14 protein-coding genes are annotated in these 17,973 nt (G+C 36.2%); 10 read left to right on the top strand and 4 right to left on the bottom strand.

The window, feature by feature from the left end; all coding sequences use genetic code 11:
• Positions 1–3 precede the first annotated feature (3 nt).
• The 5 genes from Q0794_RS10610 to serS are packed head-to-tail and all read left to right on the top strand — an operon-like array spanning position 4 to position 6,201.
• Positions 4–2,517 (top strand): DNA translocase FtsK 4TM domain-containing protein, encoded by a 2,514-nt coding sequence (locus Q0794_RS10610; protein WP_298941708.1) that lies wholly within the window; start codon positions 4–6, stop codon positions 2,515–2,517.
• A 2-nt stretch (positions 2,518–2,519) separates the two neighbouring features.
• Positions 2,520–3,134 carry an outer membrane lipoprotein chaperone LolA gene (lolA, locus tag Q0794_RS10605; protein ID WP_298941706.1) on the top strand — a complete coding sequence of 205 codons (615 nt, stop codon included), beginning with the start codon at positions 2,520–2,522 and terminating at the stop codon, positions 3,132–3,134.
• The gene (locus tag Q0794_RS10600; protein ID WP_298941704.1) at positions 3,134–4,462 is read left to right on the top strand and encodes a replication-associated recombination protein A; all 1,329 of its coding nucleotides are present in this window, start codon (positions 3,134–3,136) and stop codon (positions 4,460–4,462) included. Before lolA ends, Q0794_RS10600 begins: the two co-directional genes overlap by 1 nt.
• A 57-nt stretch (positions 4,463–4,519) precedes the next feature.
• A complete protein-coding gene (gene crcB, locus Q0794_RS10595) occupies positions 4,520–4,906 on the top strand; it encodes a fluoride efflux transporter CrcB (protein WP_025563699.1) in 387 nt (128 codons plus the stop codon).
• Positions 4,907–4,914: 8 nt separating this feature from the next.
• On the top strand, positions 4,915–6,201 hold the full coding sequence (gene serS / locus Q0794_RS10590) for a serine--tRNA ligase (RefSeq protein WP_298941699.1): 1,287 nt from the start codon (positions 4,915–4,917) through the stop codon (positions 6,199–6,201).
• Positions 6,202–6,758: 557 nt separating this feature from the next.
• Here serS and Q0794_RS10585 read toward each other — a convergent pair.
• From Q0794_RS10585 to rdgC, 4 genes are all read right to left on the bottom strand, one after another.
• Positions 6,759–6,962 (bottom strand): YaeP family protein, encoded by a 204-nt coding sequence (locus tag Q0794_RS10585; RefSeq protein ID WP_298941697.1) that lies wholly within the window; start codon positions 6,960–6,962, stop codon positions 6,759–6,761.
• 435 nt (positions 6,963–7,397) lie between these two features.
• Positions 7,398–7,814 carry a SulA-like leucine-rich domain-containing protein gene (locus Q0794_RS10580; RefSeq protein WP_298941695.1) on the bottom strand — a complete coding sequence of 139 codons (417 nt, stop codon included), beginning with the start codon at positions 7,812–7,814 and terminating at the stop codon, positions 7,398–7,400.
• A 298-nt stretch (positions 7,815–8,112) separates the two neighbouring features.
• On the bottom strand, positions 8,113–9,303 hold the full coding sequence (gene purT, locus Q0794_RS10575) for a formate-dependent phosphoribosylglycinamide formyltransferase (protein WP_298941694.1): 1,191 nt from the start codon (positions 9,301–9,303) through the stop codon (positions 8,113–8,115).
• Positions 9,304–9,535: 232 nt separating this feature from the next.
• Positions 9,536–10,444, bottom strand: coding sequence for a recombination-associated protein RdgC (gene rdgC, locus Q0794_RS10570; protein ID WP_298941692.1), 909 nt, complete (start codon positions 10,442–10,444; stop codon positions 9,536–9,538).
• A gap of 291 nt (positions 10,445–10,735) precedes the next feature.
• On the opposite strand from rdgC, the gene Q0794_RS10565 reads away from it, so the two are divergent.
• The 5 genes from Q0794_RS10565 to phoR all read left to right on the top strand — a co-directional run bounded on the left by Q0794_RS10565 (position 10,736) and on the right by phoR (position 17,658).
• A complete protein-coding gene (locus Q0794_RS10565; protein WP_298941690.1) occupies positions 10,736–12,733 on the top strand; it encodes a TonB-dependent receptor in 1,998 nt (665 codons plus the stop codon).
• 19 nt (positions 12,734–12,752) lie between these two features.
• Entirely contained in the window at positions 12,753–13,283 is a 531-nt protein-coding gene (locus tag Q0794_RS10560; protein ID WP_298941688.1) for a YfiR family protein, read from the top strand.
• Complete coding sequence (locus Q0794_RS10555) at positions 13,283–15,313, top strand: EAL domain-containing protein (RefSeq protein ID WP_298941687.1); 2,031 nt, start codon at positions 13,283–13,285, stop codon at positions 15,311–15,313. The genes Q0794_RS10560 and Q0794_RS10555 overlap by 1 nt, the downstream gene beginning before the upstream one ends.
• 291 nt (positions 15,314–15,604) lie before the next feature.
• On the top strand, positions 15,605–16,288 hold the full coding sequence (gene phoB / locus Q0794_RS10550; RefSeq protein WP_298941686.1) for a phosphate regulon transcriptional regulator PhoB: 684 nt from the start codon (positions 15,605–15,607) through the stop codon (positions 16,286–16,288).
• An 80-nt stretch (positions 16,289–16,368) separates the two neighbouring features.
• A complete protein-coding gene (phoR, locus tag Q0794_RS10545; protein WP_298941685.1) occupies positions 16,369–17,658 on the top strand; it encodes a phosphate regulon sensor histidine kinase PhoR in 1,290 nt (429 codons plus the stop codon).
• The last annotated feature ends 315 nt before the right edge of the window (positions 17,659–17,973 follow it).

Here is a 17,973-nt window from a genome sequence, read left to right as displayed (position 1 = left end):
TTCTTGTCAAATAGCAAATTATTAAATCACCTATCTGGGGTGCAAAAGTTACTAGAAGTTGGGATTATTGTCAGCGCTTTTGTGGCCATTTTTATTACCTTATCCTTATTTACTTTTTCACCCGTTGATCCGAGTTGGTCACAGCAACAATGGGTAGCAGAAATTCAGAACTCAGGCGGGCGAGTTGGTGCTTGGATTGCAGATATACTGTTTTATGGATTTGGTTTTCTCGCTTATCTTATTCCTGTTATTATTGTGTCATTTACTTGGGCTATTTTATGGAAGCCAACTTTTAGCTTAGATGTGGATTTTTTAAACTTGAGTTTGCGTATTGTAGGCTTTATTTTTACCTTCTTTAGTTTGAGTGCTTTGATAGCGCTTAATGTCAGTGACTATTTGTATTATCCCTCTGGTGGTTTGATTGGTGATATTCTCGCACAAAGCATGTTAGGCTTTTTTAGCTTAGTGGCGGTCAACCTTATATTACTTACTTTCTTAATTTCAGGCACAACGTTATTGTTTGGTTTTTCGTGGATCCGCTTAATTGATGGCATTGGCGAACATACTCTTAACGGTATTTCATGGTTAGCAAACTTACCTAATAATCTGAAGAAAATGAAAGAAGATCGATCTGATGATGATCAACAACGATTATTAGATAAACAACAAATGTTGCAAGAAAAGTTAGAGAAAAAACAACAAAAACAAGCAATGAAAGAACAGAAAAAACTCGATAATTTAGCGAGTAAAGTAACAAATGAAGACAATGACGCATTTTTGTCAGAACAAACTGATGACTCAGATGATGCTTTCTTAGGAACTAGTTTTATTGATGAGCCAAATGAGGATGAGGTTGAACTCAATATTGATGACATCGATTGGCAGTCGGACGATGCTTCTGACCAAGAGTTTGAACCTATCGCTGCTGAACCTAAGGTAGAGAAAAAATTAGCAAAGGTCGATTTTTCTCATTTACCTGAGCATGCTCGTCCCGTTGAACGATTTGTAGCCGATCAAAATATTGCACCTTTACCTCATATTGATTTATTAGATAGACCTGACAAAAAAGAAAATCCTATCTCACAGCAAGAGTTAGATACAGCGGCGCGTTTAGTTGAATCTAAATTGCTTGAATTTAAAATAAAGGCAGACGTTGTTAATGTATTACCAGGTCCGGTGATCACACGTTTTGAATTAGATTTAGCACCTGGGATGAAAGTGAGTACCGTCAGCAGCCTGGAAAAAGATTTAGCGCGAGCGTTATCTGCAATGAGTGTACGAGTGGTAGATCAAATTCCAGGTAAATCAGTTATTGCGTTAGAATTGCCTAATCGTCATCGTGAAATTGTTTATATTTCAGAAGTACTTGATTGCAAAAGATTCCATGAAAGTAAATCACCATTAACCATGGTGTTAGGGGCAGATATTTCTGGTCAACCCGTTGTTGTGGATTTAGCTAAAATGCCACATCTTTTAGTGGCAGGTACAACCGGTTCAGGTAAATCTGTTGGTGTTAACTGTATGCTAGTCAGTTTATTGTATAAATCATCACCTGAAGATTTACGCATGATCTTAATTGACCCTAAAATGCTTGAGTTAAATGTGTATGAAGGTATTCCACATCTATTAACTGAAGTGGTAACAGACATGAAAGATGCCGCTAATGCATTGCGTTGGTGTGTGGGTGAAATGGAGCGTCGTTATAAACTATTGGCTGAAATCGGTGTCCGTAATTTAGCGGGATACAATACCGCGATTAAAAAAGCAAAAGCTGCTGGTGAGCCTATCGTTGACCCATTATGGAAACCGGGTGATAGCATGGCAGAAAGTGCGCCTGAGCTAGAGAAGCTACCAACGATAGTTGTAGTGGTTGACGAATTTGCAGATATGATGATGATTGTGGGTAAAAAGTGTGAAGAGCTTATTACACGAATCGCACAAAAAGCCCGTGCTGCAGGGATTCATTTAATTCTAGCAACACAGCGTCCATCAGTTGATGTTATTACTGGTTTAATTAAAGCGAATATTCCGACACGTATTGCCTTCCAAGTATCGAGTAAGATTGACTCTCGTACTATTCTTGGGCAACAAGGTGCGGAAACGTTATTAGGCCATGGTGATATGTTGTATATGCCGCCAGGTGTCGGTGTCCCAACGCGTGTTCACGGTGCTTTTGTTGATGACCATGAAGTACATAAAGTGGTGGCTGACTGGAAGAAACGTGGACAACCAAATTATGTCCAAGAGATATTAGCCGGTGATGCTGATTTAGATATGCTATTGCCAGGAGAACAAGCAGAAGGGGATGAAGAAATTGATCCCTTGTTTGATGAAGTAGTTAGTTTTATTACAGAAACGCGTAAAGTGTCCATTTCAAGTATTCAACGACGATTCCGTATCGGTTATAACCGTTCTGCTCGTTTAGTTGATCAATTACAAGCGCAAGGTGTGATTAGTGCACCTTCTGGTGCAAATAGTAATCGTGATGTACTTGCACCACCGCCTATTAAGGATTAAAAATGAAAAAAGTTATTATCGCAACATGTTGTTTATTTATCTCAATGTTTCAACTAGTACAAGCGCAAACTGATAGTGAGTTATTGCAACAAAAATTAGCTAAATTTAACACATTAAATGCGGACTTTGCACAACAAGTGACGAGTCCTGATGGACAAGTTATTCAAGAAAGCTGGGGACAACTCACTATTTCTCGCCCTGGTAATTTCCACTGGCAAGTGACTAAGCCAGATGAAGAGTTAATCGTCTCAAATGGTGTTGATATGTGGTTGTATAGTCCTTTTATTGAACAAGTGACTATTATGAATTTCTCTGATGCTATTGCAGGTACACCCTTTGCATTATTGTCAGGTGCAGATGCGTCTGAGTGGATGAATTTTGATGTAAAAAAACAAGCCAATCAATTTGTTGTTAAAAACAATAAAAATGAATTAAACGCGAATACATTTACATTTATTTTTGACAATAAAGATAATGTCAGTGAGTTTGTTGTGCAAGAAGCGCAAGGTCAAAAAAGTACTTTTAAACTTAGCAATAACGATCAAACTGTTAAGTTAGCGGATGATTTCTTTGAGTTTCAAATACCACAAGGTATTGAGATAGATGACCAACGCTAATGCAGGACTTATTTTCCGTCGATAATCAGTTTCAACCTTTGGCCGCTAGAATGCGGCCAAAGAACTTCGACCAATATATTGGTCAGTCCCATTTGATAGCTAAAGACAAGCCTCTACGTAAAGCATTAGAAGCGGGTTTTGCACACTCAATGATTCTATGGGGGCCTCCCGGTACCGGTAAAACTACATTAGCTGAATTAATTGCCGAATACTGCGATACGCATGTTGAACGTTTATCTGCCGTCACTTCTGGTATTAAAGAGATTCGTTCTGCTATTGAAATTGCTAAACAAAATCAAGCTGCAGGACGTCGTACCTTATTATTTGTTGATGAAGTCCATCGTTTTAATAAAAGTCAGCAAGATGCTTTTCTTCCTTATATTGAAGACGGCACTTTTTTATTTATTGGTGCGACAACAGAAAACCCATCGTTTGAATTAAACAATGCTTTGCTATCACGAGCGCGTGTTTACTTATTAAAAAAATTAACCGAACATGAAATTGTTAGCGTTATTCAACAAGCCTGTGAATCTGAGCAAGGCCTGGCAGCACACAAGATTGAATTTACGGAAGGTGTGTTAGAAAAGCTCGCTCAATTAGTGCAAGGCGATGCCCGAAAAGCGCTTAACTATTTAGAGTTGTTGTCCGATATGGGAGAACAGCAGCAAGGAAAGTTAATCATTGATGTGTCATTATTAATGGAAATTGCAGGTCGAGAAGGCGTTAGCTTTGATAAGCAAGGCGATCTTTTTTATGACTTGATTTCAGCTTTTCATAAATCAGTACGAGGCTCAGACCCTGATGCCGCTTTGTATTGGTATGCACGGATGTTAGCGGGTGGTTGTGACCCTCTTTATGTTGCACGACGTTTATTGGCGATTGCTTCTGAAGATATTGGCAATGCCGATCCAAGAGCGATGCAAGTTGCGATGTCTGCATGGGATTGCTTTACTAGAATTGGGCCTAAAGAAGGTGAAAGGGCGATTGCTCAAGCGGCAGTATATTGTGCTTGTGCAGCAAAGAGTAATGCTGTTTACAAAGCCTTTGCAAAAGCCAAACAAGCCGTTGAAGCTTATCCTGATCTTGAAGTTCCCCATCATTTGCGTAATGCGCCGACAGAATTAATGAAATCACTACATTATGGCGAAGGTTATCGTTACGCTCATGATGAAGTGGGGGCTTATGCGGCTGGTGAAGTGTATTTACCGGAAGCTTTACAGGGCGTTGAGTTTTACGAACCTGTTGAACGGGGTTTAGAAACGAAAATTGCCGAAAAGTTACGCTATTTAAAAAATTGTGACCAGCAAAGTGATAAAAGTCGTTATTAACATTGAATAGACTAGATGCGTTATTGAGCATTTAATGTAAAAGAAAAGAGAGCCGATATGAACAGTTTAATGATGAATATTACTTTAGTTGCTTGCGGCGGCGCATTTGGGGCAACTTTCCGTTATTTAATTGGTTTTGGCATAGTTAGCCTCTTTGGAAAAGGTTTTCCTTTTGCTACACTTACCGTCAATGTGATTGGCTCGTTGATAATGGGGTGTATTTATCAATTAGTTCAACAAGGAACAATGTCGAGTTCACCTTGGTGGCCATTAATTGGCGTGGGGTTTTTAGGTGCATTAACCACATTTTCATCATTTTCAATGGATAGTTTGTTATTGATCCAACAAGGTGAGTTGTTTAAAGCAATGTTAAATGTAGTCTTGAATGTTGTAGTCTGTTTACTTGCTGCATATTTAGGTACTTTATTAGTTTTGAAAAGTTAGGGAATAAAATGTTAGACGCAAAGTTTTTACGTAATGATATTGAACAAACTGCTGAGTTATTAAAAAAACGTGGATTTGATTTAGATGTTAGTTTACTCAGTGAATTAGAAGAAAAGAGAAAGTCATTACAGGTCTCTACTGAGAACTTACAATCAGAGCGTAATACTCGTTCAAAAGATATTGGCCAAGCTGCAAAACGTGGTGAAGACATCAAACCATTACGTGAAGCAATGAATGAGCTTGGTGAAGCATTAGACAAAGCAAAAGAAGAATTTGCTTTAGTGACTGAACAGATTAAAACGATTTCAGATAGAGTGCCTAATTTACCACATGAATCGGCGCCTATCGGTAAAGATGAGAATGAAAACGTTGAGATCTTAACTTGGGGCACACCTAAGCAATACGATTTTGAAGTGAAAGACCACGTTGAATTAGGTGAAGCGTTAGGTGGTTTAGACTTTAAATCAGCAGTTAAAATTTCTGGCTCTCGTTTCATTGTGATGCAAGGTCAAATTGCTAAATTACACCGTTCTTTAGCGCAGTACATGCTTAACTTGCACACTAATGAACATGGTTATACAGAAATGTATGTTCCTTATTTAGTGAATGCAGATAGTTTGTATGGAACAGGTCAATTACCAAAATTTGGTGACGATTTATTTAATACTAATCCAGCGACTGAAGAAGGTGTTGGTATGTCATTAATTCCAACAGCGGAAGTCCCATTAACCAATATGAGCCGTGATGTTATTTATGATGAAACTGATTTACCAATCAAAATGACGGCACATACACCTTGTTTCCGAAGTGAAGCGGGATCTTACGGTCGTGATACGCGTGGTTTAATTCGCCAGCATCAATTTGATAAAGTTGAAATGGTGCAGTTGGTACATCCAGAAAAAAGTTTTGAAGCATTAGAAGAGTTAACGGGTCATGCTGAACAAGTGTTGAAAAACTTAGGCTTACCATATCGTAAAGTAGTGTTATGTACTGGTGATATGGGCTTTAGTGCAACTAAAACCTATGATTTAGAAGTCTGGTTACCTGCACAAGATACTTATCGCGAAATCTCATCATGTTCAAATGTTGGCGACTTCCAAGCGCGTCGTTTACAAGCTAGATTCCGTCGCACTGGCGCTAAGAAGCCTGAGTTATTACATACGTTGAATGGTTCAGGTTTAGCCGTTGGCCGTACTTTGGTCGCTGTTTTAGAAAACTATCAGTGTGCTGATGGCCGTATTGAAGTGCCAGAAGTATTACAACCTTACATGGGTGGCTTAACGCACATTGGTTAGTATTGAATGTGGTGTTTTATGATTACTCTATGATCAATAAGAGAATAGATAATTATTCTTTAATTGCTCATAGTTGATTACAACCCATTAGCTATTAACTGCTAATCATTAATAGTTAACTGCATAAAAAGGAGCCTAGGCTCCTTTTTTGTTTTTTGATATGCGTAGGTAGTTTTATATTTTATACCGTACTTTTTAATTCTGTTGCAAAGCGAATAGCTCGCCATTTTTTGAGCCATTTAACCAATACAGTTAAGCTTTCGTTTATCGATTTTTAATATTACCTATTAGCCCCATTAGTCTTCATTTCTGGCGTTAGCTCTTACGCTAATTTTTTACTTCGCGTTATTCATGCAGATCGACTCATTTATACCTTCAGTAATACCTATTAATCTAAAACTAGTGAAAGTGCCTAATATGGGTAATTAATATCATGCGTTATAAATATAAATAGTGGGATACTGCTCTTGTTGAATCGCTGAGCGCTTTATATGAAATATGATGCAGTATTATTGGTGCTTCTAATGATCCTAGATCCACATCATAGTGAAAATATTTTAATCGTTATCGTTGTAATCACTTAATACTAAATTAGCGGCAGAAAAGGCTGCTGATTCTCTGGTTGCTTCAGGAAGACTGTTATCGTTTGCTATTTCATCTAATGTTTTAATTGCACAGGTAATTGCTTTAGGTACATAGGCAGTATCGCCACTACCAATCAAGTTTATTAAATTCTTTGTTTTATCACTGTATGGGTACATAGTCTTTCCTGTGTTGGCTTCATTAGTTATGGTCTTTATTAACATTGCTTATTAATGATAGGTTATTGTATTTATTATCTTGGTTTGCTCTTAGCACTTAAGCGTTGTTCCTATCCATTAAGTCATCTCAAACTATTTTATTACTACTTAAACTAAAAATATTAACCTAAATTATTAGTATTAAGTTATTAGAGCATTTGAATAGTCGATACTAGTATAGTTATTTCGGTTAAGTGATCACTGACTTTAATCAATTTTTTCACACATTATTCAGATTGTTCTATAAAGTATTTTTGGATTGTTAAGTTCAGTATTTATTTTTATTAAGACCTTCATTAACATGTTTATTGTTTAATCAAACCGCTACAATTCCGTATAGTTCCGTATAGTTCCGTACAATTTTACTATGTAAATTCTTATGTATTAAAGATATTTCTATTGTTTACAGTAAACAAAGCAACTTGTATTAGTTGATTTAGCATCTGCTTCAATCGTTAAACGTGTTGTTTCTGATAGTTCGTTTACCCAGGTCACTACAGTGCAATAGTTGCTGCTTTTTAGTAATGTCGATAATAATGAAAGGTTATCTCCGACCTTACTTGAGTCGATCATTAATACACGACTTTTATCGATTCCTGCCTTTTGGAAAAACTGTGTATTTGGTTTTCCAGGAGGCGCTAAGAATAAAATCCAACCATGATCTTGACCTGTTTGTATGTGTTCTAATAAAGCTTGGTAATTATTTTCTTGGTAATGAACATTAACTAATGCATTCGATTTTGCATCACTATTATCATAATCGCGTAATAAATATGGGTTAGCTTGTGTTGTTGTCAATAATGTAGATAGCATATAATTCACCTGTATAAATAAACACTGTATAAAACAACAGTAATGTTATTTTGTTTATTGATCAAGCTTAAATTACATAATTAGTTCATTTTTTGTGTTTTATGTCTAATTAATAGGCGAATCTGATCTTTTTAAGGATTTTTAGCGATAAAAAAAGGCAATACAGTTTCACTGTATTGCCTTATCAAAAGTAAATATTAATTATTATTTGTCATTAAGGTGTTTAATTGAATTTATGTCTTTTAACTATTTCTTTAAATTAAACTTATTTTCTATGTCATATATATATAAACATTATTTAATAAACTACTTTAACTGTTTGACTCACTTGTTTGGCATTTTCAATGGCTTCTTCAATATTCTTACCACGTGCAACGGCAACGCCTAATCGTCTTCCGCCATTAATATTGGGTTTAGCAAATAAACGAATCTGTGAGCCAGACACTTTACCTAGCGCATTGGCTATATTGTCGAATTTAATATCTTCTGAAACACCATTTCCTAAAATGACACTAGAAGCAGAAGGGCCATATTGTGTTATTTCTCCGATAGGGAAACCTAAAATAGCTCTTACATGTAATGAAAATTCAGAAAGATCTTGAGATATAAGCGTGACTAATCCTGTATCGTGTGGGCGCGGTGAGACTTCACTGAAATAAACGTCATCTCCTTTTACAAAGAACTCCATACCAAATAAGCCATATCCACCTAAATCAGTGACTACCTTTCGCGCTATTTCTTGTGCTTGTTGTAGTGCTTTTTCTGACATTATTTGTGGCTGCCACGATTCACGGTAGTCACCATCTTCTTGTCGATGGCCTATAGGTGCGCAGAAATGAATACCATCAACAGCACTCACCGTTAATAATGTTATTTCATAATCAAAGGGTACAAAACCCTCAATAATGATACGTCCTTTACCTGTACGTCCGCCTTCCTGCGAATAGGTCCAAGAATAGTCTAAATCCGCGTCACTTTTTACAACGCTTTGGCCTTTACCTGAGCTACTCATGACAGGTTTAACAACACAAGGTTGACCGATGTCTTTCACCGCTTGTAAATATTCTTCTTTAGTATCTGCAAAAATATAAGGTGAGGTTTTTACTGAGAGTGTTTCAGCTGCTAAACGACGAATACCTTCTCTATCCATGGTTAATTTTGCAGCGCGTGCAGTAGGTACAACATTAAAGCCTTTTTCTTCTAAGGCTAATAAGGTATCTGTAGCAATGGCTTCAACTTCTGGAATAATATAATCAGGTTGTTCAAGGCGAATGATCTCTTCTAACCGTTTACCATCTAACATACTCACTACATGTGAACGATGGGCTACTTGCATGGCCGGTGCATTTTCATAACTATCCGCTGCAATGACCTCTATACCAAATCGCTGTAATTCGATGGCAACTTCTTTGCCTAGTTCACCCGATCCTAATAATAATGCTTTAGTGGCACTGTTTGCTGTTGCACTACCTAAAATTGAACTCGTCATGTTATTCACTCTCAGTTTGATTAATTAAAAAGATAACTGATAACCATAATAACATTTATGAAACGGTGTGTTGGTGAAAAGTAACAGGGGTTAAAAAAGAAATTTATAGGAAGGTGTACATTAAAGGCTTAAATCTATGCAGTAAAATAGTGTTAAAAATAGAGGGGGAGCTATAAAAAAGCCCAGTATTAAACAGGGCCTGAAGATTGGAAAATTAGAGCTTGAAGTTAATTTATAGTGTTTGCTCGCCACCAAATATTTCAAGTAATGATGGAATCAATTGTTTGATTTCACCAACCATTAATACAAAGTCTGCATCAAAACGCGCGGCAAAATCATCTGCTTCAATATCTTCATTTTGTTCTTGTAATACGTCAGAGAACTTAAGGCGCTTTAATGCAAATTCTTCACCGATCACAAAAGAAATACTATCTGCCCAGTTAAGTGCTAACTTAGTCACGAACTTATCTGAGTTTAAGTGGTTTTTAATCTCTTCTGATAATAAGTCTTGCTGTTTACAGCGAATAATACCGCCACCTTCTAAAGCTGAACAAAGTTCTGCTTCATCTTCTAGTTGGAAGTTCGCTGGAATATTACCTTCTACTAACCAATCAGTCATCACTACATCAGTTTGATTTTGAAGCTGTACAGGCACAACAGGTAAACTACCTAATGTTTTACGCAATAATGAAATTAATTCTTCCGCTTTACGGGCGCTAGAGCAATCGACGTAAAGCATATTAGTTTCGTTATCTATCCATGCAAAAGTTTGTGATGTACGGCTAAATGCACGTGGTAACAATTGCATGATGATGTCTTCTTTTAAACTATCTTTTTCTTTTTTCTTTAATGCTCTGCCTTGCTCTAATTCAATCGCTTCAACACGTTCATTAAGTTGATCTTTAATGACCCCGGCGGGAAGCATTTTTTCTTCTTTCTTAAGACAGATTAAAATTTGCTTTTGATTTATATGCGTATACATACTGCCGCTTTTACCCATTGGGAAAACCCAACCCAACTTTGAAATATCTTGGCTACCACAAGGTTTAAATTTAAATTCTTCTAGGTTTCTTTCTAGTGCGTTGTCATCTTGTTCCATTGGACGAGTAAAACGATAAACTTGGAGGTTTTTGAAAAACATGAAATACACCTTAATGATGAGAAATAAAATAGAGCCTGAGTGTAAATGATTTTATATCAAGCAGCAAAATTTGCTTGTTTAGGTTAATCCCTTTATTCTTGTAATGATTTACCTTTAAATTGGTAGTAAATTGCTTTTTACTTATTAACTTAGATATATCAACATAATACATATATAAAAGTATTACATATATAAAAGTATTACAGTAAATATTATATTAAAGTGCTAAACGTTACCGATACCTTATAAAAATACGGATTTTTTTATATCCAATTCACTCGAGTTTATACTATGCATAATTTGTTGAAGCACAGGCATTATATTGCCGCTGCTTTATTACTATCTTACCAAATATTAATAGTCAATAACGCGCATGCTGAAGATAAGTCTGATTATGCTTTAGAGGAACTTCCGAGTTTGGATTTCGATGCGCTAATGGCTGCTGATGTTCAAGTTACCTCTGCAATGAAGCGATTACAAGATATGTCGGAAACAGCGGCTTCTATTTATGTACTCACTAATAAAGAAATCAGAGAATCAGGTGTAACGAGTATCCCGCAAGCATTAAAACTAGTGCCAGGAATGCAAGTCCGTCAATTAGATAATAATCAATGGGCCATTACATCACGCTCTACTGCAGGGAAACATTCTAGTAAATTATTAGTCATGGTGGATGGACAAAGTATCTATAACCCTGGCTTTGCAGGCGTGTATTGGGAAGCATTAAATATCCCTTTATATGATATTGAACGCATCGAAGTGATACGTGGGCAAGGCGGTTTATTGTGGGGGAGTAATGCAACCAATGGTGTTGTTAATATTATCAGTAAACATACAGCTGACACACGTGGTGCATTTGTTCAAGTTGCAACGGGAAATCAGATTAATCATGAAGTAGATTTTAGAATCGGCGGTGATTTAGCAAATTATAGTTCATTTAGAATATTTGCTAGTTCAGAGGAGACAGATGCCTCAACTAAAAGTACTAAAAATATGCCTGCAAATGATGATGGTAGAAAGAAAAGTGTTGGCGGACGACTTGATTTAAGTGTAAATGATGATCTTTCCTTTATCGCTCAGGCTCAGTATACCAGTATAGATATGGGACAAAATTTAAGGTTAGCTGACTTAGATAGCTATCAACGAGTCTATTTACAAGATCAATATAAGCGTGAACATTTTCAAATTATGACTAGATTAGAGCATGCCCTGTCTTCTACTTCTAATCAAATGGTTCAGGCCTCTGTCAGTTCTCAACAAGGCGAACAAGTCTATTATAAAGATCATTTTGTTATTACTGACATTGATTACCAAATGAATACGTTAGCTAAAGGTATCCAAATAGATTGGGGTGTTAATTATCGTTACACTTCTATTTCAATAGATGAAACAGATTACTTTACTAATATCCAAGATATTGATTCATATAATCATTTTGGCGGTTTTTTACAAGTTCAGTTTAACCTAATACCTGATGAACTTAAGTTAATTATTGGTAATCGTAGTGAAAAAAACAGCTTTACAGGGTGGGAGCATCAACCCATGGCTCGCCTACTTTGGACCCCACATTCAAAACATACTATTTGGGCTGCTATATCAAAAGGTGTACGTATTCCTTCGTTACTTGAATATAACAATCGCGCATTAGCCTCTTCTAGTGGCATTAGAACGGAAGTGGTGGGCAGTGAAAACCTGAAAGCTGAAAAATCAATCTCTAAAGAATTAGGTTATCGTTATGCGGAAAAGTCTTGGGGGCTAGATGTCTCTCTTTTTCATACGGAAGCCCAAAATGTACTTGCAGTAGAGCCAGTCGTTTATGTTGATGAAAACTTCAATCCTCTTATTGATCTAAATTTTGTTTCTAATACAGAGCTAACCACTTACGGCGGTGAAGCTATTTTTAAATGGCAACCTTTCGATAAAATCACGACTGAGTTGGGTTATAGCATTACGGCTTACAAATATGACCTTCCAGATGGCACAACTGAAGCTATTGGTTATGACAGCTATTTAAGACAAATTATTGTGAAAACACAATATGCATTGAACACTGAACATTCTGTTGCCGCTATTTACCGTATTGAGTCTGGCGAAGCTTACGATACTAATGATTTTAGTGTGTTAGATTTAACTTGGAATTGGAAAATAACACCCTCTGTTTCATTCTCGCTAACGGGTAATAACCTACTTTATGGCAAGCATTTGGAATATAACAATACTAATGAAACTTATACGGTACCCACTTATATTGAACCCAATTATTTTGCTAAAATAACGGCAAACTTTTAAGTCGATTATGATACTGATTTTGCGTAAGTTATTTATTGCTAAGCTATTACTTGTGATGTTTTTTATTTCACAAGAGGCTGTCGCGACCCCAAGAGAAGATGCTATTAAATCAGGCTTCCTTTATAACTTTGCCCGATATTCTGATGGTGATTGGTTTAATCCTGATATTAAATCTACTTATAATATTTGTAGTTTCAATCCTGAGTTTATCACTGCTGCTAAAAATACACTTAAAGACCTCACTATCAAAAAACGTCCTATTAAAGTCTATCTTTTGACTTCATTCCAAGGGGATATAGTCGACTGTGATACTTTGTTTTTATCGAAAGGGGACAGCGAAAAATGGGTGACATCCGACAATAAAGCCTTTTCAAACGTAATGCTTGTCGGCGAATTTGATGGTTTTCTTGCCTCTGGGGGACATATTAACTTCTTTATTGTCGGTGGAAAGGTACGTTTCGAAATCGACCCAATAAAATTGAAAAATTCAGGTATCAATATGAGCTCTAAAGTACTTCGTTTAGGTCGAATTCATGAAAGGATATTTTAATGAGCTTACGGCAAATATTGTTTGGGTCATTAAATGCTAAATTACTAGCCATATTGATGATGGTTGCTTCGTTTAGTAGTATTACCATTGCTGTTATGTTTACTATTTATGAGCTTAATACAGTCACTAAAGCAGAGCAATCTAGGCTTAATTCTATCGCCAATATTCTCGCCCCAAATTTAACCGCCGCACTTATTTTTCAGGATGAAGTGAGCGCAAAAGAGCAGATAAAACCTTTGCTTGATCAAAGTAATATTGTCAGTGCTAGAGTAGAAGATACAGAGGGTAAAGCCTTTGTTGGCATTTTTTCTCGTAAAAATAATGATGTACACATATTCACCAAGTTAATGGTGGTTAGCATCCCATTAACAATGAGGGGTGTCGATTATGGCACGCTTACAATTAAAGCTGATTACTCTTTAATTGAACAGAGTTTAATATTTTTTAGTATATTTTTACTGGGAATATTAACGTTGATTTTAATACTCAGTTTGATTCTGTCTTTATTCTTACGTAAGAATCTTATTCATCCCTTAACACACCTTGCAACTATTGCTGAACATGTTACAAAAACCAACAATTACAACTTACGATCAAAGGTATTATCAACGGATGAAGTCGGTAATCTTGCGTCTTGTTTCAACTTAATGCTAGAAACTATCGAGCAACGAGATCACTCTTTAGAAGAAAAAGTGCAGCAAAGAACTAATGCTTTAAAAGTTGCAAATAGTCAGCTGACGACGCAAGCTTTTAGTGACCCTCTCTCTGGTTTACCGAATCGTCGTTATATATTAGATAAACTATCAGATTTAATTACACACGCAAATGACACTAATTTCGCCATTTTAGGACTCGATCTCGATGGTTTTAAAGAGATTAACGATACGATGGGCCATGATTATGGCGACCTTCTTTTAATCGATGTGAGCCGATGCATTGCTGATACATTACCTAAAACAGCTACTTTAGCGCGATTAGGGGGCGATGAATTCATCATATTAGTGGAAAATTTTTCAAGTAAAGCGGCTATTAATCAAATTGCACTTGAGATACACCATCGTTTATCAAGCGGTTTTAGTATTAAAAATAAGTATGTTTATGTGACGGTTAGCATTGGTATTGCAATTTTCCCTGATGATGGAGATACAGTTGAAAACTTAGTGAAATACGCCGATTTAGCCATGTATAAATCTAAAGAAACGGGTAGAAACTGTCATCATTTCTTTCATACTCTTATGTTAGAGGATGTGCTCAAAAAACGAGAGTTAATTGATGATTTACGTAGTAGTCTCATTAATAATGAATTTGAACTTTACTATCAACCTATTATTGATTTATCGACGAATAAAATTCGAAAAGCTGAAGCGTTGATTCGATGGCATCATCCAGTAAGGGGAATGGTGCCTCCATTAGAATTTATCTCTGTTGCCGAAGAAGTTGGATTGATTGTTGAGATTGGAGAATGGGTGGCTCGAACTGCTGCACAAGATTTAGCTAAGTTAAAAAAATTAGGGGCAGATGAACAGTTCCAAATTAGCGTTAATGTGTCGCCGATACAGTTTAAAGATGGCGGTCAATGGATGAGTAATTGGTTTGAATATGTTGCTGGGCTCGGTTTAAGCCACGATGCTATTATCGTTGAAATAACTGAAAATCTATTAATGGAAAGTGAAGATAGTGTGCGTGCTCAATTAACTAAATTAAAAAAACAAGGTGTACCTATCGCTATTGATGACTTTGGTGTGGGTTATTCATCTTTATCTTATCTACAAAAAATGGATGTCGATATTTTGAAAATTGATAAATCCTTTGTGGATGATCTAGAAACAAAGAGTAATAGCCGTGATTTATGCCAAATTATGATTATGTTAGCAGAACATTTATCAATTCAAGTCATTGCAGAAGGGATAGAGAACCAAAAACAAAAACAAATCTTAACTGATTTAGGGTGCCAGTTTGGCCAAGGTTACTTATTCTCTAAACCTTTACCCTTAGCGCTATTCAAGCAAAAGTATTTTGATATTAGCTGAAACAGTGATTTAGTTAAGCTTATACACGATCATTTTTAATGAGATTAAATGAGCTAAAAATGACGCGATTAGTGAACAACTAATACTAACCGCACCAGTCACTATTAATCTTGGTTACTCATATCGCTTTCTTTAAAAAACGTTATTTTAAGACGTAAAAAGTGGTTACAACTAATTGTTTTTAAATTGAAGTGTTAGTTATATGACAGTTTGCGTACACTTGTCATATAACTGTCATAGTTTGTAGTGATAATGCTTATATTTAGAATTCATAATAAATAGGTAACCTTAATGGCAAGTCGAATTTTAGTAGTTGAAGATGAAGTGGCAATCAGAGATATGCTGAGTTTTGTATTAGAGCAGCATGGTTATGAAACATTGGAAGCAGATAACTATCAAGCTGCATTAAGTCACCTGCATGAACCTTATCCTGAGCTTATTCTACTAGACTGGATGTTTCCTGGTGGCAGCGGTATTCAATTATTAAAATTTTTAAAGCAAGATGAAATCTTACGACAAATTCCTGTTGTGATGTTAACCGCTCGAGGTGAAGAGGAAGATAAGGTACGCGGTTTAGAAAATGGTGCAGACGATTATGTGACTAAACCTTTTTCTCCTAAAGAACTCATGGCTCGCCTTAAAACAGTGATGCGCCGTGTTAATCCCACTTCCTTAGATGATACGTTGAAAGTAGGCAAGCTAAAGCTAGATCCTGTTTCTCATCGCGCAACGCTAAATAATACACCGTTAGAAATGGGACCCACCGAGTTTAAATTACTGCATTTTTTTATGACGCACCCAGAGCGAGTTTATAGTCGTGAACAATTATTAAATAATGTGTGGGGCACTAATGTTTATGTTGAAGATCGTACCGTCGATGTGCATATTCGTCGTTTACGTAAAGCATTAGCTGATCATGATCATTTAGTACAAACAGTACGTGGCGCGGGTTATCGTTTCTCAACTCGTTCATAATAGTTAACGGCTTATATCACTAATAAGATCTATTAGATCGAGATGATTAGTTAGATTAATTTCAATAAAGAGTATCCCATTTGAAAGTATATACATGGAAGCAATTATTCTGGGCGATTTTTTTAGTGTACTTCCCAGTGATTATTTTAGGGTTATTAACAGGATTAGTGCTGGAGTTATTACTCGTCACTACGATACTGCATAATGCTTGGCATTATTATTTTCTAAAAAAATTAAACGATTGGTTATGGGTAAGTAAAAGTACGGTATTACCGCCAGGTAAATCTGTTTGGGAACATGCCTATATTGGTATTCATAATATGCAACAAAGACACCGTAAACGCCGTAATAATTTAGCGAGTGTGATTAGTCGTTTCCGTGAAGGTTCTGAAGCCTTACCTGACGCAGTGGTTGTATTTAAAAAAGAAGGTGAGATTGTCTGGTGTAATCGCCTAGCGCAATTCCAATTAGGTTTTAAATGGCCTGAAGATGCAGGCGAAAATATTACCAACTTAATTCGTCACCCTGATTTTGTTGATTACTTACGCAGTGATGTTTATAACGAGCCTTTAGATCTTGTGTCACCGATTAATAGTGATAAGTTACTTGAATTTAGGGTGATGCCTTACGCGAAGAATCAACGTTTATTGATCGTTCGTGATGTGACCAGTTATCGTCAGATGGATGAAAATAGGCGTCACTTTGTCGCAAATGTCTCTCATGAATTACGTACTCCATTAACCGTTTTACAAGGTTATATAGAAATATTGGAAATGAGTGCGCAAGAAGACAAAATGCAATTAAAAACGATACAAGTGTTAGATCAACAAACTGCAAGAATGTGTGCATTAGTTGAGCAGTTGATGACATTGTCAAAAATTGAAGGTGCAGCGACATTAGATTTTCATGAAAGTATTAATATTGCTGCCTTATTAACTCAAATTGAAAGTGAAGCGATTGCATTAGGTCGTAAAAAATCACAATCAATCCAATTCAAAATGGATCCTAAGCTTTCAGTTGTGGGCGATGAAATGCAATTGCGTAGTGCCATGTCTAATTTAGTTTATAACGCGATTAACTACACACCAGAAGGTGGATGTATCAAAGTATTATGGAAAAAGTTACCGGAAGGGGCGTACTTTTGTGTGATGGATACCGGCGATGGCATTGCGCCTGAACATATCTTGCATTTAACTGAACGTTTTTATCGTGTAGATGCTTCTCGTTCTCGAGATACCGGCGGGTCTGGTTTAGGGCTTTCTATTGTAAAGCACGCATTATCTCATTATGACTCTACATTACAGATTGAAAGTAATGTGGGAGAAGGGAGCCAATTCTCTTTTGTCATTCCAAACAATTATATTTGTTAGGTGCTTAAGATAATAGGATTCGTCGCTTAGGTTATTGTTTAAGGCCTTTTTCAATAGATTGGCTAAGGTGTTGTTTAGTGTTACTGAATTAACACCTTACTTTTTATACTCTTATAGATTGCTTCATAGTATTAAAACGTGGTTACTTTTAATACGCTTCTTTTGTTTTTCGATAATGAACTTCAGACCAATATTGTAAATCTTAAAATGGGTTTATCTATCTTGATCATCAATCAGATTCCACTATTTTTATCTAACCTCAATTCTGGTTAACGGAAGCGAAAGGTGATTTAAAATCATATGGCTACAAGGTTT

Source organism: uncultured Psychromonas sp. (assembly GCF_947489755.1).
In the GTDB taxonomy this organism is placed as follows: domain Bacteria; phylum Pseudomonadota; class Gammaproteobacteria; order Enterobacterales; family Psychromonadaceae; genus Psychromonas.
The sequence above is the reverse complement of the archived record's forward strand: the minus strand, read 5'-3'. Positions and strand labels throughout refer to the sequence as shown.

What these genes read in the sequence shown, in the direction of transcription:
- Q0794_RS10580 (WP_298941695.1), bottom strand. Translation starts at nt 7,814, where the DNA reads ATGCTATCTACATTATTGACAACAACACAAGCTAACCCATATTTATTA.
- Q0794_RS10600 (WP_298941704.1), top strand. Translation starts at nt 3,134, where the DNA reads ATGCAGGACTTATTTTCCGTCGATAATCAGTTTCAACCTTTGGCCGCT.
- lolA (WP_298941706.1), top strand. Translation starts at nt 2,520, where the DNA reads ATGAAAAAAGTTATTATCGCAACATGTTGTTTATTTATCTCAATGTTT.
- crcB (WP_025563699.1), top strand. Translation starts at nt 4,520, where the DNA reads ATGAACAGTTTAATGATGAATATTACTTTAGTTGCTTGCGGCGGCGCA.
- Q0794_RS10555 (WP_298941687.1), top strand. Translation starts at nt 13,283, where the DNA reads ATGAGCTTACGGCAAATATTGTTTGGGTCATTAAATGCTAAATTACTA.
- Q0794_RS10585 (WP_298941697.1), bottom strand. Translation starts at nt 6,962, where the DNA reads ATGTACCCATACAGTGATAAAACAAAGAATTTAATAAACTTGATTGGT.
- phoB (WP_298941686.1), top strand. Translation starts at nt 15,605, where the DNA reads ATGGCAAGTCGAATTTTAGTAGTTGAAGATGAAGTGGCAATCAGAGAT.
- purT (WP_298941694.1), bottom strand. Translation starts at nt 9,303, where the DNA reads ATGACGAGTTCAATTTTAGGTAGTGCAACAGCAAACAGTGCCACTAAA.
- Q0794_RS10565 (WP_298941690.1), top strand. Translation starts at nt 10,736, where the DNA reads ATGCATAATTTGTTGAAGCACAGGCATTATATTGCCGCTGCTTTATTA.
- serS (WP_298941699.1), top strand. Translation starts at nt 4,915, where the DNA reads ATGTTAGACGCAAAGTTTTTACGTAATGATATTGAACAAACTGCTGAG.
- rdgC (WP_298941692.1), bottom strand. Translation starts at nt 10,444, where the DNA reads ATGTTTTTCAAAAACCTCCAAGTTTATCGTTTTACTCGTCCAATGGAA.